The sequence below is a fragment of the Pseudoalteromonas sp. JSTW genome (genome assembly GCF_013423925.1).
GTDB classification, from domain to species: domain Bacteria; phylum Pseudomonadota; class Gammaproteobacteria; order Enterobacterales; family Alteromonadaceae; genus Pseudoalteromonas; species Pseudoalteromonas lipolytica.
Genome location: NZ_CP058972.1, coordinates 1,821,300 through 1,839,038 on the forward strand (window position 1 = coordinate 1,821,300; position 17,739 = coordinate 1,839,038).

19 protein-coding genes are annotated in these 17,739 nt (G+C 40.5%); 6 read left to right on the forward strand and 13 right to left on the reverse strand.

The genetic code is table 11. The features are described from left to right. Positions 1-74 precede the first annotated feature (74 nt). Complete coding sequence (locus GZH31_RS08375) at positions 75-1,661, reverse strand: ABC-F family ATPase (RefSeq protein ID WP_074988205.1); 1,587 nt, start codon at positions 1,659-1,661, stop codon at positions 75-77. 205 nt (positions 1,662-1,866) lie between these two features. Between GZH31_RS08375 and GZH31_RS08380 the strand changes: the two genes are divergently transcribed. Together GZH31_RS08380 and GZH31_RS08385 are read left to right on the forward strand one after the other, a co-directional pair. Then, a complete protein-coding gene (locus GZH31_RS08380; protein ID WP_075593555.1) occupies positions 1,867-2,388 on the forward strand; it encodes a TetR/AcrR family transcriptional regulator in 522 nt (173 codons plus the stop codon). Positions 2,389-2,559: 171 nt separating this feature from the next. Beyond that, the gene (locus tag GZH31_RS08385; RefSeq protein ID WP_180310835.1) at positions 2,560-3,768 is read left to right on the forward strand and encodes a porin; all 1,209 of its coding nucleotides are present in this window, start codon (positions 2,560-2,562) and stop codon (positions 3,766-3,768) included. A 545-nt stretch (positions 3,769-4,313) separates the two neighbouring features. On the opposite strand, the gene GZH31_RS08390 is transcribed toward GZH31_RS08385, so the two are convergent. The 4 genes from GZH31_RS08390 to GZH31_RS08405 all read right to left on the reverse strand — a co-directional run bounded on the left by GZH31_RS08390 (position 4,314) and on the right by GZH31_RS08405 (position 6,054). After that, positions 4,314-4,625 (reverse strand): antibiotic biosynthesis monooxygenase, encoded by a 312-nt coding sequence (locus GZH31_RS08390; RefSeq protein ID WP_065979943.1) that lies wholly within the window; start codon positions 4,623-4,625, stop codon positions 4,314-4,316. Positions 4,626-4,630: 5 nt separating this feature from the next. Next, on the reverse strand, positions 4,631-5,041 hold the full coding sequence (locus GZH31_RS08395; protein ID WP_180310836.1) for a GFA family protein: 411 nt from the start codon (positions 5,039-5,041) through the stop codon (positions 4,631-4,633). A gap of 17 nt (positions 5,042-5,058) precedes the next feature. Next, positions 5,059-5,490, reverse strand: coding sequence for a DUF3859 domain-containing protein (locus GZH31_RS08400; protein ID WP_036968338.1), 432 nt, complete (start codon positions 5,488-5,490; stop codon positions 5,059-5,061). An 84-nt stretch (positions 5,491-5,574) separates the two neighbouring features. Next, positions 5,575-6,054 carry a GNAT family N-acetyltransferase gene (locus tag GZH31_RS08405; RefSeq protein WP_180310837.1) on the reverse strand — a complete coding sequence of 160 codons (480 nt, stop codon included), beginning with the start codon at positions 6,052-6,054 and terminating at the stop codon, positions 5,575-5,577. An 80-nt stretch (positions 6,055-6,134) separates the two neighbouring features. Between GZH31_RS08405 and GZH31_RS08410 the strand changes: the two genes are divergently transcribed. Then, the gene (locus tag GZH31_RS08410; protein ID WP_036968335.1) at positions 6,135-6,341 is read left to right on the forward strand and encodes a hypothetical protein; all 207 of its coding nucleotides are present in this window, start codon (positions 6,135-6,137) and stop codon (positions 6,339-6,341) included. Between the two features lie 66 nt (positions 6,342-6,407). Here the strand turns inward: GZH31_RS08410 and htpX are convergent, their stop codons facing one another. From htpX to bioB, 5 genes are all read right to left on the reverse strand, one after another. After that, the gene (gene htpX / locus GZH31_RS08415; RefSeq protein WP_036968332.1) at positions 6,408-7,268 is read right to left on the reverse strand and encodes a protease HtpX; all 861 of its coding nucleotides are present in this window, start codon (positions 7,266-7,268) and stop codon (positions 6,408-6,410) included. 175 nt (positions 7,269-7,443) lie between these two features. Further along, a complete protein-coding gene (bioD, locus tag GZH31_RS08420) occupies positions 7,444-8,127 on the reverse strand; it encodes a dethiobiotin synthase (protein WP_180310838.1) in 684 nt (227 codons plus the stop codon). Continuing rightward, a complete protein-coding gene (locus GZH31_RS08425) occupies positions 8,124-8,918 on the reverse strand; it encodes a methyltransferase domain-containing protein (RefSeq protein WP_075593551.1) in 795 nt (264 codons plus the stop codon). The genes bioD and GZH31_RS08425 overlap by 4 nt, the downstream gene beginning before the upstream one ends. After that, positions 8,915-10,048 (reverse strand): 8-amino-7-oxononanoate synthase, encoded by a 1,134-nt coding sequence (locus GZH31_RS08430; RefSeq protein WP_180310839.1) that lies wholly within the window; start codon positions 10,046-10,048, stop codon positions 8,915-8,917. The genes GZH31_RS08425 and GZH31_RS08430 overlap by 4 nt, the downstream gene beginning before the upstream one ends. 7 nt (positions 10,049-10,055) lie before the next feature. Continuing rightward, positions 10,056-11,096, reverse strand: coding sequence for a biotin synthase BioB (bioB, locus tag GZH31_RS08435; protein ID WP_036968319.1), 1,041 nt, complete (start codon positions 11,094-11,096; stop codon positions 10,056-10,058). Positions 11,097-11,193: 97 nt separating this feature from the next. Between bioB and bioA the strand changes: the two genes are divergently transcribed. Further along, positions 11,194-12,486: an adenosylmethionine--8-amino-7-oxononanoate transaminase gene (gene bioA, locus GZH31_RS08440; protein WP_180310840.1), complete on the forward strand. Its 1,293-nt coding sequence runs from the start codon at positions 11,194-11,196 to the stop codon at positions 12,484-12,486. 29 nt (positions 12,487-12,515) lie between these two features. Here bioA and GZH31_RS08445 read toward each other — a convergent pair whose 3' ends face one another. After that, positions 12,516-12,950 carry an ATP-binding protein gene (locus GZH31_RS08445; RefSeq protein ID WP_036968312.1) on the reverse strand — a complete coding sequence of 145 codons (435 nt, stop codon included), beginning with the start codon at positions 12,948-12,950 and terminating at the stop codon, positions 12,516-12,518. A gap of 272 nt (positions 12,951-13,222) precedes the next feature. Here GZH31_RS08445 and asnS point away from each other — a divergent pair, with 272 nt between their 5' ends. Together asnS and GZH31_RS08455 are read left to right on the forward strand one after the other, a co-directional pair. Beyond that, positions 13,223-14,620 (forward strand): asparagine--tRNA ligase, encoded by a 1,398-nt coding sequence (asnS, locus tag GZH31_RS08450; RefSeq protein ID WP_180310841.1) that lies wholly within the window; start codon positions 13,223-13,225, stop codon positions 14,618-14,620. Positions 14,621-14,779: 159 nt separating this feature from the next. Further along, on the forward strand, positions 14,780-15,709 hold the full coding sequence (locus GZH31_RS08455) for a PstS family phosphate ABC transporter substrate-binding protein (protein WP_180310842.1): 930 nt from the start codon (positions 14,780-14,782) through the stop codon (positions 15,707-15,709). Between the two features lie 317 nt (positions 15,710-16,026). Here the strand turns inward: GZH31_RS08455 and GZH31_RS08460 are convergent, their stop codons facing one another. Both GZH31_RS08460 and GZH31_RS08465 read right to left on the reverse strand, forming a co-directional pair. Next, positions 16,027-16,953, reverse strand: a complete 927-nt coding sequence (locus GZH31_RS08460) for an electron transfer flavoprotein subunit alpha/FixB family protein (RefSeq protein ID WP_180310843.1) — start codon at positions 16,951-16,953, stop codon at positions 16,027-16,029. Further along, the gene (locus GZH31_RS08465) at positions 16,954-17,703 is read right to left on the reverse strand and encodes an electron transfer flavoprotein subunit beta/FixA family protein (protein WP_036968304.1); all 750 of its coding nucleotides are present in this window, start codon (positions 17,701-17,703) and stop codon (positions 16,954-16,956) included. Between the last annotated feature and the right edge of the window lie 36 nt (positions 17,704-17,739).

The following is a 17,739-nucleotide window of genomic DNA, read 5'->3' on the forward strand; positions in this document are numbered from 1 at the left end:
AGTCACATAAAGATGCGACTCTAGAAGCACAAAAAAGCCATGACTTGCATGGCTTTTAAGCAGTAACTTAACGATTACGCTTCTTTACTTGCTAGGTACTCAGTATATGTTCCCTTAAAGTCGATAATTTTACCGTCTTTAATCTCCCAAATACGATTTGCAAGTGATGATACAAACTGTCTATCGTGTGAAACGAACAATAATGTACCTTCGTACGCTTCAAGGGCTAAGTTTAGCGCTTCGATAGATTCCATATCCATGTGGTTGGTTGGCTCATCCATTAACAAAATGTTTGGTTTATGCATCATAATCTTACCAAACAACATACGGCCTTGCTCACCACCTGAAATGACTTTTACCGATTTTTTGATGTCGTTTTGTGAAAACAGCATACGACCAAGGAAACTACGAACAACTTGCTCATCATCTCCTGCTTGTTGCCATTGTTCCATCCATTCAAACAAGTTCATGTCTTTTTCGAACTCATCTGCATGGTCTTGTGCATAATAACCAATGTTCGCGTTATCAGACCATTTATACTCACCTTGCTTTGGTGCTAAACGCCCAGCAAGAGTATTTAAAAGTGTTGTTTTACCAACACCGTTTTCACCGATAATCGCAATGCGCTCGCCCACTTCCACTAAGCCCTCAAGGCCGCTGAAAAGCATCTCGTCAAAGCCTTGTGCAAGGTTAGTTAACTCAAGTGCATTACGGAATAATTGCTTTTCTTGTTCAAAGCGAATAAACGGGCTCTGACGTGATGACGCTTTTACTTCTTCAAGCTGAATTTTATCAATTTGTTTAGCGCGTGATGTAGCTTGCTTTGCTTTAGAAGCATTTGCAGAGAAACGCGATACAAATTGTTGAAGTTCAGCAATTTGGCTTTTCTTCTTGGCGTTTTCGCTTAGTAAACGTTCGCGAGCCTGTGTTGCAGCAAACATATATTCATCGTAATTACCTGGGTAAATACGTAATTCACCGTAATCGATATCAGCCATGTGTGTACACACTGAGTTTAAGAAATGACGGTCGTGCGAAATGATAATCATGGTGCAGTCGCGTTGGTTTAACACGTCTTCTAACCATTTAATAGTGTAAATATCCAAGTTATTGGTAGGCTCATCCAGTAACATGATATCTGGGTCAGAGAACAGTACTTGCGCAAGTAACACACGCAGTTTAAAGCCAGGGGCAATTTCAGACATTGGACCGTAATGCTGTTCAGTGCCAATACCTACGCCAATAAGTAACTCACCTGCTTTAGCTTCAGCAGAGTAACCGTCCATTTCAGCAAATTCGGTCTCAAGATCGGCTACTTTCATACCGTCTTCTTCGCTCATTTCGGGTAAGCTATAAATACGATCACGCTCTTTTTTTACTTCCCACAGCTCTTTATGACCCATGATAACCGTGTCGATAACAGAAAACTCTTCGTAAGCAAACTGGTCTTGGTTTAGTTTTGCGATACGTTCGTTTGGATCTGTGCTGACATTTCCTGCTGATGGCTCAAGCTCACCACTGAGGATTTTCATGAACGTTGATTTACCACAGCCATTTGCACCGATTAGACCATAGCGGTTGCCATCGCCAAATTTAGCTGAGATATTTTCGAATAAAGGTTTAGCACCAAATTGCATGGTGATATTAGCTGTACTAATGATAGCGGTACCCTCCAGCGGGTAAAAGTAAAAATAAAACTGCGTGCAATTTTAAACTAAAGCCGCTTTGCACGCCATGAAAGTTTCTTTAAATACGCGCAGTGATTTTACAATTTCAAATGGGCAGTCTACCTTTAATGAGCATGCTCACTTTTATTTATGAGCGCGCTCATTAAAAAATTTAGCAATATAAATCAATGGGCTAAACATGACAAAGCACGATCAAACGCACTCACGGATACTGAACGAAGCGTGGAGTCTCTTTACTGAAAGTGGCTTTAACGACACGTCAACCAGGCAAATATCTACAGCAAGCGGTATTGCTGTAGGCACTTTGTTTAATCATTTTTCTGATAAGGTGGCAATTTTAGAGGCGTGTTTAGACATGCGTTTTAAAGATGTGTTAGAGCGTGCAAAAGAGACCGATATACATCGCCCTCCCCGACTTAAGCTTAATCACTATGCACAATATTTTTATCAATTTTATTGTTTGCACCATTGTTTTTATAAAGTGCTTTTTAGCCAACGATTGTTTTCGCAAACATTTCAACAGCAGCATATGGATCTAATGCATTCATTAGTTTTTGCTGACCAACCACAATTTAACAAAGTAAAAGCCGCAATCTTGCTTGATTGTTATTTTATGACTTTATTGTATGGATTAGGTGCAGACACACCCAATACTAAATTAATGCTAAGAACACTTAGTCAAAAAGTGTCTATTTTTTAGTCTGACTAACACGTTGATTATTCAATGAAGTGAACTGAAAATGAATAAATATTCCACAAAGGCTGTACCTTTCATGATATTTTTTCACTTTTTACCTTATTTTAGCTTTGATAGTCTTCATCTTTTAGTTAATTTATACCTCTTAGGGACAATAATAAAACAAGGTACTCTATGAAAAGAACACTCGCTGCCACACTGATTGCTGGTTTATTTACAAGTTACACTGTAGATGCAATCGAAATATACAAAGATGAAACGAACAGTGTCACAGTAGGCGGCTTTATCGATGCGCGTATTATTAACACGCAAGGTCAGACAGAAGTTGTTAATGGTGCGTCACGCATTAATTTTGATTTTAAGCGCCAATTAGAAAATGGATGGCATGCATTTGCATTACTAGAATGGGGCGTAAACCCGGTAGGCAGTAGTGACATTATTTATAATAATCGCTTTGAATCAATTCAGGATGAGTTTTTATATAATCGATTAGGTTATGTCGGTATTAAGCACGATGACTATGGTCAAATTACGCTGGGTAAACAATGGGGTGCTTGGTATGACGTTGTTTATAACACTAATTTTAGTTTAGTGTGGGATGGTAACGCAGCTGGCGTGTATACGTATAATAAAGACGATGGTGCAGTAAACGGCACCGGTCGAGGTGATAAAGTACTGCAATACCGTAATACATGGGGTAAGTTTCATGTTGCACTGCAAGCCCAGTTAAAATCTGATGATTTTTATACATGTGATATTGCCGATATATCACGAAGTTCATGTGAAGTGCTTTGGAACCAAGGCAATAACGCTGCGCAAAAAGTAGAGTTTAATTCAACCTATGGTGCTGCCCTCACCTATTTTGCTACTGATAATTTAAAATTAACAGCGGGTGTAAACCGTGGACAATTTGATGTTTTATACGCGGGTGGGCGCAATCAATCGGTCACTGATCTAATTTATGGTGCGGGCATTACCTATGGTGACTTTTATAAACCGGGCTGGTATGCATCGGCCAACATAAACAAAAACGAAAACCACGACACCGATAACATTGGCCGCTTAATAAAAGACGCTGTCGGGTTAGAATCAATTTTAAGTTATCGATTCGACAATAATTTACGTACTTTTGTTGCCTATAACGTGTTTGATGCCGGTGACGATTACGTGATCCAGCCAAACTTTAATGCAGATCCTGAGGATGTGTTCAAACGTCAGTTTGCAGTATTAGGCGCACACTATTTCATGGGCAAAGACACGATTTTGTATATCGAAGCGCGTAAAGACTTTAGTGACTTTTCAAGCAATGATGCAGAGCAAGAAGCTCAAATGTCGCAAACCGAAGATGATGGTATTGCCATCGGCTTCAATTACACATTGTAATTAAGTTTTAATTTAGAGCCCACAATCGTGGGCTTTATTTTTTAGATAAATAACTCTCTTCTCTCTGCCAACGTACCCTGTACGATACTGCAATAACGATAATTACATTCAAATCAATAAAAGCTGATTGAGTATTAAATACATACACATAAAAGATGTTATCGATAATACCATTGTGAAAACTCTTATTTTTTCCTTACTCCTCTATTTTGCGAACTTTTACATACCTAGCGTATTGTCGATGTCATGGGGAGAAATTAAGTCACTGTTTTGATATTACGTATGCAGTTTGCTGGTAACTGGGTGCAAAATGCAACTGGGGTTTATGCACAAAATTAAGACATGTTATTGGTAATAAAGAAGCGACAAAAATGCAAAAGATAAACAAAATTAACTCAGCTCTGCAAAGTTAATTCGACTAAATTAGATGTTACATAGGGCTTGAACCATCGTTCTTGCGATTAACTATTATACTTTCCCACTCAATTGCTGAGAGTGTGATTAATAAACATAGAGTATGATGTGTTCTTATTGTTACTGCTATTCTACAGCGAGTATTCACGTTCTACTTTTGCGATACGTGTTGTAAATGCGTTATACCATTTATCGCGACCAAGTTGTTGAGCGTTGAGGTGCTCAACATGTTGTTTCCACGACTTAATAGCATCTAGGCTTTGCCAGTAAGAAACGGTAATCCCTACACCATCACGCACTGATTCCATGCCTAAAAAACCAGGTTGTTGCTCGGCAAGCTCAACCATACGGTTAGCCATTTCTTCATAGCCTGCGGTGTTCTCAGATAAGGTGTTCGTAAATATAACTGCGTAATACGGGGGTTTGGGCGTCGTGGCTATCATAATGGTTACTTACGTCTGCTTGGTTCAAAACCATCATAGCATGGAATATCACTGTCGAAGGTATCCCAATTGGCTTTCGAACTGACAAAGTTATGACTAATCGGACGCTCTGTAATATCGCTGTCCAATAGACCTAAGCGTATACGCAAACGACTCATATCCTCTTTATTTTCACTGTAAATAGGCGAGCCACAACAGCGACAAAAATAACGTATTCTACCGGCTTTAAATTCAAACGCACTCAGATACTGCTTACCTTGTGTAATTGCAAACCCATCACGGCGAATAAACCCATTCGTCGCATAAGCGGTACCCGAATTTTTACGGCATAGTGAGCAATGGCAATGAATAATTGAATCTATGCCACCAGCAATTGTTACCGTTACTTTGCTACACAAACAGCTTCCTTGGTACATATTCCCTCTTGTGGTTTTTAATAGCCGCGATGCTTCCAAAAATCGTTGGCTGAGCCTTCGCTTGGTTTCAGTAAGTTAAACGATTTATCAGCAATTATATGGCCATTTAGCTCAATAGTCATGCGCCAAATACCCACTTTATTATCAACAGGCGCCCAGATAGTATCGCCTAAGTAAAACTGCCAGTCGTTTGTTTTTACATACTCTTCACCTTCAAATGGCGGCATTATTTCACCGTCATCATCGGGAATATTTGGATGATACACACAGAACTTAATTTTTTGGCCTTTTGCTTTTTTAATATTAACAATAAAGCCAAATTCGATATCTAACTCGGCTGGCACATCCGTGGTAAATTCAGTGATTTGTGGTAGGTCTTTTTCTTTTGCATCCCAATGACTGTAGATGCCATAACTTTCAATAGTCGAAACAGGTTTAGCTTTGGCCATACCGACTTAATGTCCTCTCATTAAACAGGCGCTCATTTTATAGTAGCCATTTTGCCATAACAAGCTTGTACTATAATAACATCTTTAAGTGATGTGTTTTGTCCATAACTCATTGTTAAGTTCAAAACCACATTTTGCAAGCAGCTTTATGCAAGCTGTATTCTCGGGTTGAACGATTGCATGCACTTTATCGACAGGGGTTGTTATAAACGCATTTAGTTTTTGAAAAAACTCTAACAGCACTTTTTGCATTATCCCCTTACCAAAGTAGTGAGATGCGAGTTCAAAGCCTAACACACCCTGCCCATCTATTATGTTAAATAGCCCAATACTGCCAATTACTAAGCCATTGCTTCGTAAAACAATCACTAAACGTATACCTTGCTGGTTATAAAAACCTTCGATATCACCTTGAATAAAATCGTATACGTCACCTTTTGTTAAATCACTTTTATAGTCATTAAATGACTGCACTTGAGGATCTTTTAAAATCTCCCATATTGCTTGGCAATCTTTATGGCGTATGGGCCTTAAATCGTAGGCATAGTTGTCATCACAAGACACGTCTATTTCTTCTTTTTACTTTATGAGCAGGCATTATTGTCTTACTATAAGCGCAATTACAAGCAATTAGGTTTAGTACGATGAGTGAAGAATTTAAAGTAATTCAACCAACCACCACTGTTTATTGCAAAGAACGAGGCGAAGGCTGGACCTTAACAGGCATCACGAGTATTGATGAGCACACATCGGTCATGTTTGACGGTGTGAGATACACACTGCCAGCCAGAGAAATCGTTGAAGTATTACTACCACAGCAACTCGAAAGAGAAAAAAGTCAAAGTGAATAAAAACAAAAAGCCAGTAATAAGCTGGCTTTTTAATGTGTTAATTAGCAACTCACGTTATCAGTTTATTTAACGTAAGGCGTTAATACGCTCATCAAGTGGCGGGTGAGATGAGAATAACTCAGCGACACCTTTACCGCTTGCAATACCAAATGCCATCATTGAACCTTCTAGTTGCGATGGGTGGTTTTGCTTTAAACGCTCAAGTGCGCTGCGCATTTTATCTGCGCCAACAAGTTTTGCAGCGCCTGCATCCGCCGAAAACTCACGTTTACGGCTATAGTAGGCCACAATCACACTCGCTAATACACCAAATAACATTTGGAAAATCATATCAAACAAGAAGTAAGTCCAGCTACTGCCACCTTCTTCTTCATCGCTATTGATAAAGTTATCAACAATACCAGCCAATACTTTTGCCATAAAGATAACAAAGGTATTCACCACGCCTTGAATAAGCGTAAGCGTGACCATGTCACCATTAGCAATATGCGATACTTCATGCGCCAAAACAGCTTCCGCTTGGTCTTGATTCATGTTGTGTAATAAACCTGTACTCACAGCAACTAACGAGTTGTTTTTACTAGGCCCGGTTGCAAATGCGTTCATTTCAGGGCTGTCGTAAATGGCCACTTCAGGCATTGCAATGCCTGCTTTTTTAGCCTGTGCAGCCACAGTTGAAACAAGCCATTGTTCAGTTTCTGAACGAGGCTGTTCAATAACATGAGCGCCCGTTGACTTTTTAGCCATCCATTTCGACATAAATAACGAAATAAATGAGCCACCAAAACCAAATACGGTCGAAATGACTAGAATGCCGCCTAAACTGCGATGACTAATACCCAGTACACTCATCACAATAGACAACACAATACCTAACACTAGCATGACCGCTAAGTTAGTCAGTAGAAACAAGAATACACGCTTCATAAAAACCTCAGAATAAACATACCAATTGTATTAACTAACGGCATGATTAAAAACCGTTAGTTAATAAAATTAACTGAGCTTGTTACTACCTTTAGTTTAGTTTTAAAGCAATTGGTTACAAGGAACTAATTGCAACCAATTGTGACAGAGTATGTCAAAAGTAACAACTCAATTATTATGGGTGAATGGATAAAATTTCAAGTAAGGTTTTATAAATATTTAATTTAGGTTTTTTTTCTGTGTAGGGGGTAATACCTAATAGCGGAAACGGTAAAGTGTTTTTAAGGGTCTGTAAATTAGCCTCTTGTTCTTGCATGGTGGGGTCAACATGATTTGCTATCCACCCTACACAGTTTACGCCCGACGCTTTAAAATGAGCGGCAGTCAATAAAGCATGATTTAAACAACCCAGTTTCATGCCTACAACCAAAATAACATTGAGGTTTTGCTGTTTAACCCAATCAGATAACAAGTCAGTTTCGTTAATGGGTAAGCACCAACCACCGGCCCCTTCTGTCAGAATATAATCAGTATTGAGTGCTTTCACATTCTCATACGCGCTATCTAGTTTCTCAAAGGTGAGCCTATCGCCAACTTTCGCTGCGGCAATGTGCGGAGCAATTGGTGGCTCATAAGTAAACGGATTCACAATTGTGTACTTAGCACCAACAGACGAGCTTTCCATTAAGGTTAGCGCATCTTCATTTACCAATTCACCAAAAGCCATCTCAGCCCCTGCTGCAATGGGTTTGTAACCAACCGCTCGTTGTTTATGTTGTGCTAGCAGCTTTAATAATAAACTGGTGACATGGGTTTTACCGGCATCGGTGTCCGTGCCAGTGATAAAAAATTCTTTCATTGTTTTTCTAATTCTAAAAGTACGACGTGATAACTCACTCTAGCATGCCCATCAACCAGAGGATATGCCTTGCACACGTTATTCAATGCTTGCTTTGTTAAAAGACCCTGACGCTTTTTATTACTGTGTAATGACGTAGCGCCAATGGCCTTAATTGAACGTATTGCCTCAAGCGGGCTTTTATAAGCGTCGGTATAACAGGTATCTACTGCAAAATTCACCTTAAATCCAGCAGCCTTCGCATACTGTGTGACATTGTCGGATGAGTGAAATTGATTAATACGAGATTGGTCATCTAAACAGGCAAAAGCCTGTTTAATTTCGTGTAATGAGCCTGCAATAACACAACTTAAATACACCCGACCATTATCTTTAAGCACGGCAAACAGCTGTTTAAAAAGCAAGGGTAAATCTGCCGACCATTGCACGGCAAAATTACTGAATACGCAATCAACACTGTTTTTTTGCAGTGGCAAATTATCCATATCGGCACACAGCTTTAAATATTCACGGCTTTTATCGGTGTTTAACATGGCGTGGCTTAAGTCCATCGCCACTACCGTTGCAAAATATTGTTGCAATAGGGCTGTATTAACCAGCGGTCCTGCACCTAAATCGAGGCAAACGCCCTGTTGGTTTTTATTCGCAAGCAGTTTGATTAAATGCGCTGCTGCTTGCTTTTGAACGTTAGCATGGCTGTTGTAATGCGCAGCCGCTTTCGAAAACTGACTCGCTGTGGACAGCTTGTGATCTTTAACGCCGTTAGCAGTACTGTGTGCTAATTGGCTCATAAGCACTCCACTAACGTATCTACCAACGTGTTTATATCATCGAGCTGATGGGCACTGCTAAGCGTGACTCTTAATCGCGATGTATTAAAAGGTACGGTTGGTGGACGAATGGCTGTTAACCAAATTCCACGCTGTTTTAGCTTATTCGCCACATCAACCGTTTGTGCGGCATCGCCAAGTACCAAAGGTTGTATTGCTGTATCTGAATCCATAAGCGCTAAGTTTTTCGCTTTTGCTAATGTTTTAAAATACGCAATATTCTTAAAAAGCTGCATACGTTTATTATCAGCAGCCAGTATTTTTTCTAGTTGTACACGCGTACTACTTGCCATAACAGGCGACATGGCTGTTGAATAGATATAATCACGGTTAAATTGCAGCATGTAATCAATAACCGATTTACTCGCCAGCAAGCATGCACCACTGCTAGCGAGGGCTTTACCAAATGTAATGATCAATAAATCGGGTTTGTGCACTTCACAGCTACCAAGCCCGTGCTTACCTAACACACCAAACCCGTGGGCGTCATCAATCAGTAGCCAGGCATTATAGTTATGTGCAAGTTCGCACAGCTGTGCAACAGGTGCTTTATCACCATCCATCGAAAACACGCCTTCACTCACAATGAGTTTATGTTTAGCTTTCGATTTTTGTAAGCGTGACTCTAAGTGCTTTAAATCATTATGATTAAACCGCACCATCGCCGCTTGAGAATGGAGACCGCCATCAATCAAACTAGCATGATTGAGTTTATCTTGAAAAATTGCAGCAGATTGCGCCACAGCTTTATCGTGAAACAAGGCTTTTAACACACTGCTATTTGCACTAAAGCCACTGTTGAAAAGCATGGCACTTTCATAACCCAGTAACTCACATAGGCGCTGCTCAAGAGCCTGTTGCGGTTTATTATAGCCATTTACTAATGCTGAACTGTGACTGCCTAGTGGCAGCTCACTCACTGTAACGAGTTCATCAGCGAAGCCTAAATAATCATTGCTGGCAAAATTTAAGTACTGTTTTCCTGCAATACGAATAAAGCGTCCGTTTGACTCTTCGACCAGTTGGCGCTGCCTAAGTAAAGCATCTTCTTTACGCGCTTGAAGATGCTGTGCAATAAATTCAAAAGGCATAACGTGTTTAAGCTTCGTAAAATAGTTCTGATGTTGCTTTGTCAGCCACTTTTGAAGAAAGTGACGCCGCGACGGCTTCATCTGAATAATCTTCACGTTTTTCAGGGTTCATACCCAGCTTTTTAATCAGCATCATATCGGCATCCGCTTCTGGGTTTTCTGTTGTGAGTAGCTTATCACCATAGAAAATAGAATTAGCGCCCGCAAAGAAACACATCGATTGCATTTGCTCGTTCATCGCAGTACGCCCTGCCGATAAACGTACATAACTTTTTGGCATCATAATACGTGCCACAGCGATGGTGCGAATAAATTCAAAATGATCGAGGTCATCGACATCTTCCAGTGGCGTGCCTTTTACTTTTACCAGCATATTGATAGGCACACTCTCTGGTTGCTGATCTAAGTTTGCAAGTTGCATCAATAAACCATAACGGTCTGCGGCTTGTTCACCCATGCCAACAATACCGCCAGAGCATACTTTCATGCCAGCATCGCGTACGTTGTCTATTGTATTTAAACGGTCTTGATAAGTACGGGTGGTAATAATCTGTTGGTAATATTCTGGTGAGGTGTCTAGGTTATGATTGTAATAATCAAGTCCTGCTTCTTTTAAGGCGTGCGCTTTTTGATTATCGAGCATGCCTAAAGTCATACATGTCTCAAGGCCTAATTCTTTAACTTCTTGCACCATTTTTTCGATGTAAGGCATGTCGCGATCTTTAGGATCTGACCACGCAGCGCCCATACAAAAACGCGTAGCCCCTTTTTCTTTTGCGGCACGCGCTTGCTCAACAACTTTTTCTACTTCCATAAGGCGCTCACGCTCAAGATCTGTTTTATAATGTCCTGATTGTGGGCAGTATTTACAGTCTTCTGGGCATGCACCCGTTTTAATAGAAAGTAGCGTTGAAATTTGAACTTCATTAGGATTGAAATTTTCGCGGTGAACACTGGCCGCTTTAAACAGTAAATCGTTAAATGGCATATCAAATAATGCTTTTACTTGTTGGTGGGTCCAATCGTGACGGACAATTGCGTGCTCCATAATCTTCTCTTTTTAAATTTATTAGGACGGTCTGATTGGCTTAGTCTACGTCTTGACGTAACATTGTCAACGAATCCAAGTAGAGTAAAGTTTACATATGCACAATAAACAAACAATTGATTTAGATTTTGATCGTGAACATATTTGGCACCCTTATACGTCCATGACCACCCCGCTTCCCGTTTACCCTGTAAGCCATGCAAAAGCGAACCGCATTTTTTTAGAAACAGGCGAAGCACTCATTGACGGTATGGCATCGTGGTGGAGTGCGATTCACGGTTATTGTCATCCTGTACTAAACGAAGCCATTACCAAACAGTTAGGTAAAATGAGCCATGTTATGTTTGGTGGTTTAACCCATAAACCTGCGGTTGAACTTGCCAAAAAGCTCGTTGAGATCACACCATCAACATTAGATAAAGTGTTTTTAGCAGACAGCGGCTCTGTAAGTGTCGAAGTAGCTATCAAAATGGCATTGCAGTATTGGTTAAGCCAAGGTATTAAAACCAAACAAAAATTAATGACCCCGCTTAAGGGATATCATGGTGATACCTTCGCAGCAATGAGCGTATGCGATCCGGTTAACTCTATGCACAGTATGTACTCTGGGTTTCTCCCTGAGCATGTGTTTGTACCGGCCCCCGTCTCCCGCTTTAATGAAACCTTTGATATACATGAAGCAGAAACACTCGAGGTTTACTTTAAAGAGCATCATCAAGACGTCGCCGCTTTTATAATTGAACCTATAGTACAAAACGCAGGGGGGATGAACTTTTACCACCCTGAGTATCTTCGCCATATAAGAGCACTTTGCGATAAGTACAATGTACTGCTTATATGTGATGAAATTGCCACTGGGTTTGGCCGTACTGGCAAACTTTTTGCCGTTGAACATGCCGACATTGAGCCCGATATCATGTGTATTGGTAAAGCACTCACCGGAGGGATGATGACGTTATCAGCCACATTAACGACATCAAAGGTGGCCGTTGGCATAAGTGAAGGCGAAGCCGGTGTACTTATGCATGGCCCCACATTCATGGGGAATCCGCTGGCCTGTGAGACAGCCTGTGCAAGTATTGATTTATTACTAGAGCAGCCTTGGCAAGAGCAAATTGTGCATATTAATGAGGTGCTTACTGAGCAGCTAAGCAAATGTAAGCAACATGCCAATGTGGTGGATGTACGGACACTTGGTGCAATTGGTGTGGTAGAGCTAAACCGCCGTGTTGATGTGGCTAAAATACAACAGTTTTTTGTAGAAAAAGGGGTTTGGATCCGCCCATTTGGAAAACTTATTTACTTAATGCCACCGTACATTAGCAGCGAAACTTGCTTAGAAAAATTGTGTGGCGCAATTGATGACGCCATTAGCCAAAATATGTTCTAGACATAAAAAAAGGAAGCGTATGCTTCCTTTTACCATTCAAACATATAAGCCATTTTGCTTATCATTCTTAGCGGCACTTTGTGCTCACAGCGTTTAGCATATAAATGCTGAAGTGACTTGTCTTTGATTTCACCTACAATCACTTCTTTAACCTGATAACCTAACGCCGTAGCAGCTTGTGCATAGGCAATAAATTCCCATTTTTTTATATTGGTGTTATCTACAATCACCAAGGGGATTTCTTCAGCTAAGGCATTAATAAATCGCGCTAAGTTTAAATTATGATATTCAGGGAGCTTAAATTTATCGAATTGATAGACACCTTCGCTGTTATAAAAATAATCATCGGTTGCGCACACAACATAATCACTTTCATTACCAGCCACCAATTCATCGGCAAGGCTTTGCGCATAATATGATTTACCTGAGCCGGGTAAGCCGCGAAGAATAAAAACTTGTTTCATAGCACCTGTAATACAAATAAGTTAAAAACAATAAGAAACGATTTCTTGTTTAGGATTGATAATAATGCCACAAAATAACCAATTAGCGCAGCGAGAATTTAAATAATCGTCATTTTAACGCAAAATATTGATGCTATTTTATCCAATTGAAGAAAAACTGCTAAAGAGTGTGCCGGAATAGTTTTTTTATTTGATTTACGAAGGTAAGATAGTCGATTCAAGTGCAATGCACAGCATTATAATATTAGGCAACTTATATCATTGGAGTGAAGATGAGCCACTTAGCGATTTCAGAGCTATTAAAAGGCAAGGTTGCGGTAGACAGCCAAGTAACAGTAAAAGGCTGGATCCGTACACGCCGCGATTCAAAAGCAGGAATTTCATTTTTAGCCGTTCATGACGGTTCGTGTTTTGATCCTATTCAAGCGGTAGTACCTAATTCACTTAATAATTATGATGAAGTTACACGTTTAACGGCGGGTTGTTCTGTTTCTGTAACAGGTGTGCTTGTGCAATCTGCTGGCCAAGGTCAGTCGTTTGAAATTCAAGCAAACACGGTTGAAGTATTAGGCTGGGTAGAAAACCCAGACACCTACCCTATGTCAGCTAAACGTCATAGTATTGAATACCTTCGCGAGCATGCGCACCTACGCCCACGCACTAACATTATAGGTGCAGTAACACGTGTTCGTAACTGTTTAGCACAAGCTATTCACCGTTTTTATCATGAGCAAGGTTTTTACTGGATCAGTACGCCTATCATTACAGCAAGTGACTGTGAAGGTGCCGGTGAAATGTTCCGTGTATCAACACTTGATATGCAAAATCTACCACGCACAGATAAAGGCGATATCGATTACAGTGAAGACTTCTTTGGTAAAGAAGCATTCTTAACTGTATCTGGTCAGTTGAACGGTGAGACGTATGCGTCTGCTATGTCTAAAATCTATACCTTTGGCCCGACTTTCCGTGCTGAGAACTCAAACACATCGCGTCACTTAGCCGAATTTTGGATGGTAGAACCTGAAGTTGCGTTTGCTGATTTAGAAGACATCGCAAAACTTGCTGAAAATATGCTTAAGTATGTCTTTAATGCCGTATTAACTGAGCGCCGTGACGACATGGAGTTTTTCGCACAACGTGTTGAGAAAACGGCCATTTCACGTTTAGAAGAGTTTGTAACCAAAGACTTTGCACAAGTTGACTACACTGACGCTATCGAAATTTTAAAAGCCTGTGGTAAACAGTTTGAATTCCCTGTTGAATGGGGTGTAGATTTACAATCAGAGCACGAGCGTTACTTAGCAGAAGAACATTTTAATGCGCCTGTTGTTATTAAAAACTACCCACGCGATATTAAAGCCTTCTACATGCGTCAAAACGAAGATGGCAAAACAGTAGCAGCAATGGATGTTGTTGCGCCTGGTATCGGCGAAATCATTGGTGGTTCACAGCGTGAAGAACGTTTAGACGTACTTGACCAACGCTTAGAAGAAATGGGCTTAGATAAAGAAGACTACAGCTGGTATCGTGACCTACGTAAATACGGCACAGTACCACATTCTGGTTTTGGCCTAGGCTTTGAGCGTTTAGTCGCTTATGTAACGGGTATGGGTAACGTACGTGACGTTATTGCATTCCCACGTACTAAAGGCAGCGCGACTTACTAAGCAAGCTTAAATGTTAGTGTTAAAAACCAGCCATTGGCTGGTTTTTTTATACCTGTAAATACGCAGCCTTCTCAATTAAATCACCAGCATTATAATTACAAAAGCCAATCTATACTCTATAGTCAACGTTAGTGATTTATAAAGGAGCTATTATCAGACATGCTCATACACTCTCTTAAGATATTAACCCTCACCGCTATTTTTACCTTATCGCCCCGCTTGGTTGCCCTTGAAGAACCCATTAATGCGAAACCGATTTTAATCGCAGGATCAACGACCGTTACAGAGCTGCTTGTAGAAATTAAGGACGAGTTACACAATGGCTTTGGCAACTCAATACAAATTAGACCCATGGGCAGTGATAAAGGCATAAAAGCCATTGCCGACAATGTGATTGATATTGGCAGCAGTTCACGATACCTGACAAAGATTGAACAAGAGAAGTGGCATTATTTAAAGCAAATTGTGATTGCACAAGATGCGCTTGCTTTTTTCATCAATAGTTCATTGAATATCGACAACCTGACCAGTAATGAGCTTAGAAGCATCTACCAAGGTAAAATAAACACGTGGTCTAGCCTGTCATCAAAAACACCAAAATTAAGTAACAAAAATGATGAGATCCTACTTTTTAGTAAAGGGACTCATCACGGCAGTTTTGATGTGTTTTTAGAGTTTCTCGAACTTGATTACATTAAAGACCCCGATACAAACTACATAAGACTAAAAAATGCAGGCAACAGAGGCTTGTTTTCTAACCAGCGAGTGAGCCTATATGACCATTTCAACCAAGCGCTGGGCATTGTTCAACGGATTCCAAACGCGATTGCCTACGACTCTTACGGTGCGATAAGTAAACTCGAAGACGATAGACGCATTAATAAAGTAACACTGTTATCAATTAATAACGTTAAACCTTCCAAAGAAACGATAGAAAATGGTGATTATGAATTTGTAAGACCGTTAATTCTGATAGTTAATACCCAATCGCCCCGCTCTAAGCTGATTGGCGAAAAACTAGTAATGCTATTAAAGTCTCCACAAGTGCAAGCCAAAATGAGCAACCAAGGGTATTTAGCAGTGAATTAATAGAGGTGTAACCAATAGAAGACCTCTTATGTCTAAAAAACAACTTGAAGGCGCATAAACTTGTAGGCGAATAAAACAGTCTATTGAGCTCAGTAAAAGTTCGTCTAAACCGTACTAAGGAACAGTTAAAGCCGGTAAAGCTAATCAGAGAAAATAAAGCCCCAAAGCAAGTTTATGTAACATGCCGATTTTCGATAAAGAAAAGTCGCGCGTTAGTTTCATGAATAACGCCTTGCTCGTATTCAGATAGAAACGAGTATAAAAAAAGCTGCGCACCTAGAAGGTGAACAGCTTTTAACAACCAGAATCGTTATGTATTACAGTGCGTTTTCAAGCGCGGGTAATACATCAAATAAGTCAGCAACTAAACCATAATCAGCCACTTGGAAAATAGGTGCGTCAGGGTCTTTATTTATTGCAACAATGACTTTTGAGTCTTTCATACCCGCCAAATGCTGAATGGCCCCACTGATACCTACTGCAATGTATAAATCAGGGGCAACAATTTTACCCGTTTGACCTACTTGCATATCATTTGGCACAAAGCCCGCGTCAACTGCAGCACGAGACGCGCCAATTGCCGCACCTAGTTTGTCAGCGATACCGTTTAATAACGCAAAATTTTCACCATTTTGCATACCTCGGCCACCCGAAATAACCACCGGTGCTGCCGTGAGCTCAGGACGCTCTGATTCAGTTTGTTCTTGTGATACAAACTCGCTTAAGCCCGCAGACCCTTTACTATCAATCGCTGAGACAGAAACAGGGGCTTGTTCAGCGGCCACATCAAAGCTGCTTGCACGTACAGTGATTACTTTTTTAGTATCGAGTGATTTAACGGTTGCAATTGCATTACCTGCATAAATTGGACGCTTGAACGTGTCAGCATCAATCACATCAATAATTTCTGAGATTTGCGCAACATCTAATAAGGCCGCAACACGTGGCATAAAGTTTTTGCCCGTTGTCGTAGCACTTGCCACAATGTGTGAATAATTGTCACTAAGAGATAAAACAAGATCAGCCACATTCTCAGCTAATTGGTGAGCGTAAGCGGTATCGTCAGCGACTAGTACATTGCTAACACCGGCGATCGACGCTGCCTTTTCGCTCATAGCCGCTAGATTTTCACCAGCTAATAATAAATCAACGTCAAAACCTAATTTAACAGCAGCGGTCATTGTTTTATGTGTTTCAGGCTTTAGAACACCGTTGTCGTGTTCAGCTATCACTAATGTTTTCATTTAGATCACCTTCGCTTCTGTTTTTAACTTTTCAACCAACGTCGCCACATCTTCAACGATAATACCGGCTGAACGTTTTTCAGGTTCATTAACTTCAACAAGCTGAATGCGCGGAGCAAGGTCAACACCTAAGCTATCTGCAGCAATGACCTCTAACGGTTTGCGCTTTGCTTTCATAATATTTGGCAACGATGCATAACGCGGCTCGTTTAGGCGTAAATCTGTCGTTACAATGGCAGGTAATTTAAGCGCGACAGTTTGTAAACCACCATCTACTTCACGCGTAACATTCACAGTACCTGATTGCACATCAACTTTAGAGGCAAAAGTACCTTGGCCACGTCCTGTTAAAGCAGCGAGCATTTGACCTGTTTGATTATTGTCTGAATCAATCGATTGTTTGCCTAAAATAACCAGCTCGGGTGACTCTTGCTCAACAATCTTACTTAATAGCTTCGCTACGTGTAGCGACTCTAGTTTTTCTTCAGTTTCGATATGAATCGCTTTATCTGCACCCAGTGCTAATGCTGTACGTAATTGCTCTTGAGATGATTTATTACCAATAGTTACAGCCACAACTTCTGTTGCCGTGCCTGCTTCTTTCAAACGAATAGCTTCTTCAATTGCAATTTCACAAAACGGGTTCATCGCCATTTTTACATTAGCTAAATCAACATCCGATTTATCTGCTTTAACGCGTGCTTTGACGTTATAGTCAATTACTCTTTTAATTGGAACGAGGATTTTCATCGTGACTCCATCAATTGTGTGTTCTTAAAGCTGACG

What these genes read in the sequence shown, in the direction of transcription:
- GZH31_RS08380 (WP_075593555.1), top strand. Translation starts at nt 1,867, where the DNA reads ATGACAAAGCACGATCAAACGCACTCACGGATACTGAACGAAGCGTGG.
- GZH31_RS08385 (WP_180310835.1), top strand. Translation starts at nt 2,560, where the DNA reads ATGAAAAGAACACTCGCTGCCACACTGATTGCTGGTTTATTTACAAGT.
- GZH31_RS08390 (WP_065979943.1), bottom strand. Translation starts at nt 4,625, where the DNA reads ATGATAGCCACGACGCCCAAACCCCCGTATTACGCAGTTATATTTACG.
- GZH31_RS08395 (WP_180310836.1), bottom strand. Translation starts at nt 5,041, where the DNA reads ATGTACCAAGGAAGCTGTTTGTGTAGCAAAGTAACGGTAACAATTGCT.
- GZH31_RS08400 (WP_036968338.1), bottom strand. Translation starts at nt 5,490, where the DNA reads ATGGCCAAAGCTAAACCTGTTTCGACTATTGAAAGTTATGGCATCTAC.
- GZH31_RS08410 (WP_036968335.1), top strand. Translation starts at nt 6,135, where the DNA reads ATGAGTGAAGAATTTAAAGTAATTCAACCAACCACCACTGTTTATTGC.
- htpX (WP_036968332.1), bottom strand. Translation starts at nt 7,268, where the DNA reads ATGAAGCGTGTATTCTTGTTTCTACTGACTAACTTAGCGGTCATGCTA.
- bioD (WP_180310838.1), bottom strand. Translation starts at nt 8,127, where the DNA reads ATGAAAGAATTTTTTATCACTGGCACGGACACCGATGCCGGTAAAACC.
- GZH31_RS08425 (WP_075593551.1), bottom strand. Translation starts at nt 8,918, where the DNA reads ATGAGCCAATTAGCACACAGTACTGCTAACGGCGTTAAAGATCACAAG.
- GZH31_RS08430 (WP_180310839.1), bottom strand. Translation starts at nt 10,048, where the DNA reads ATGCCTTTTGAATTTATTGCACAGCATCTTCAAGCGCGTAAAGAAGAT.
- bioB (WP_036968319.1), bottom strand. Translation starts at nt 11,096, where the DNA reads ATGGAGCACGCAATTGTCCGTCACGATTGGACCCACCAACAAGTAAAA.
- bioA (WP_180310840.1), top strand. Translation starts at nt 11,194, where the DNA reads ATGCACAATAAACAAACAATTGATTTAGATTTTGATCGTGAACATATT.
- GZH31_RS08445 (WP_036968312.1), bottom strand. Translation starts at nt 12,950, where the DNA reads ATGAAACAAGTTTTTATTCTTCGCGGCTTACCCGGCTCAGGTAAATCA.
- asnS (WP_180310841.1), top strand. Translation starts at nt 13,223, where the DNA reads ATGAGCCACTTAGCGATTTCAGAGCTATTAAAAGGCAAGGTTGCGGTA.
- GZH31_RS08455 (WP_180310842.1), top strand. Translation starts at nt 14,780, where the DNA reads ATGCTCATACACTCTCTTAAGATATTAACCCTCACCGCTATTTTTACC.
- GZH31_RS08460 (WP_180310843.1), bottom strand. Translation starts at nt 16,953, where the DNA reads ATGAAAACATTAGTGATAGCTGAACACGACAACGGTGTTCTAAAGCCT.
- GZH31_RS08465 (WP_036968304.1), bottom strand. Translation starts at nt 17,703, where the DNA reads ATGAAAATCCTCGTTCCAATTAAAAGAGTAATTGACTATAACGTCAAA.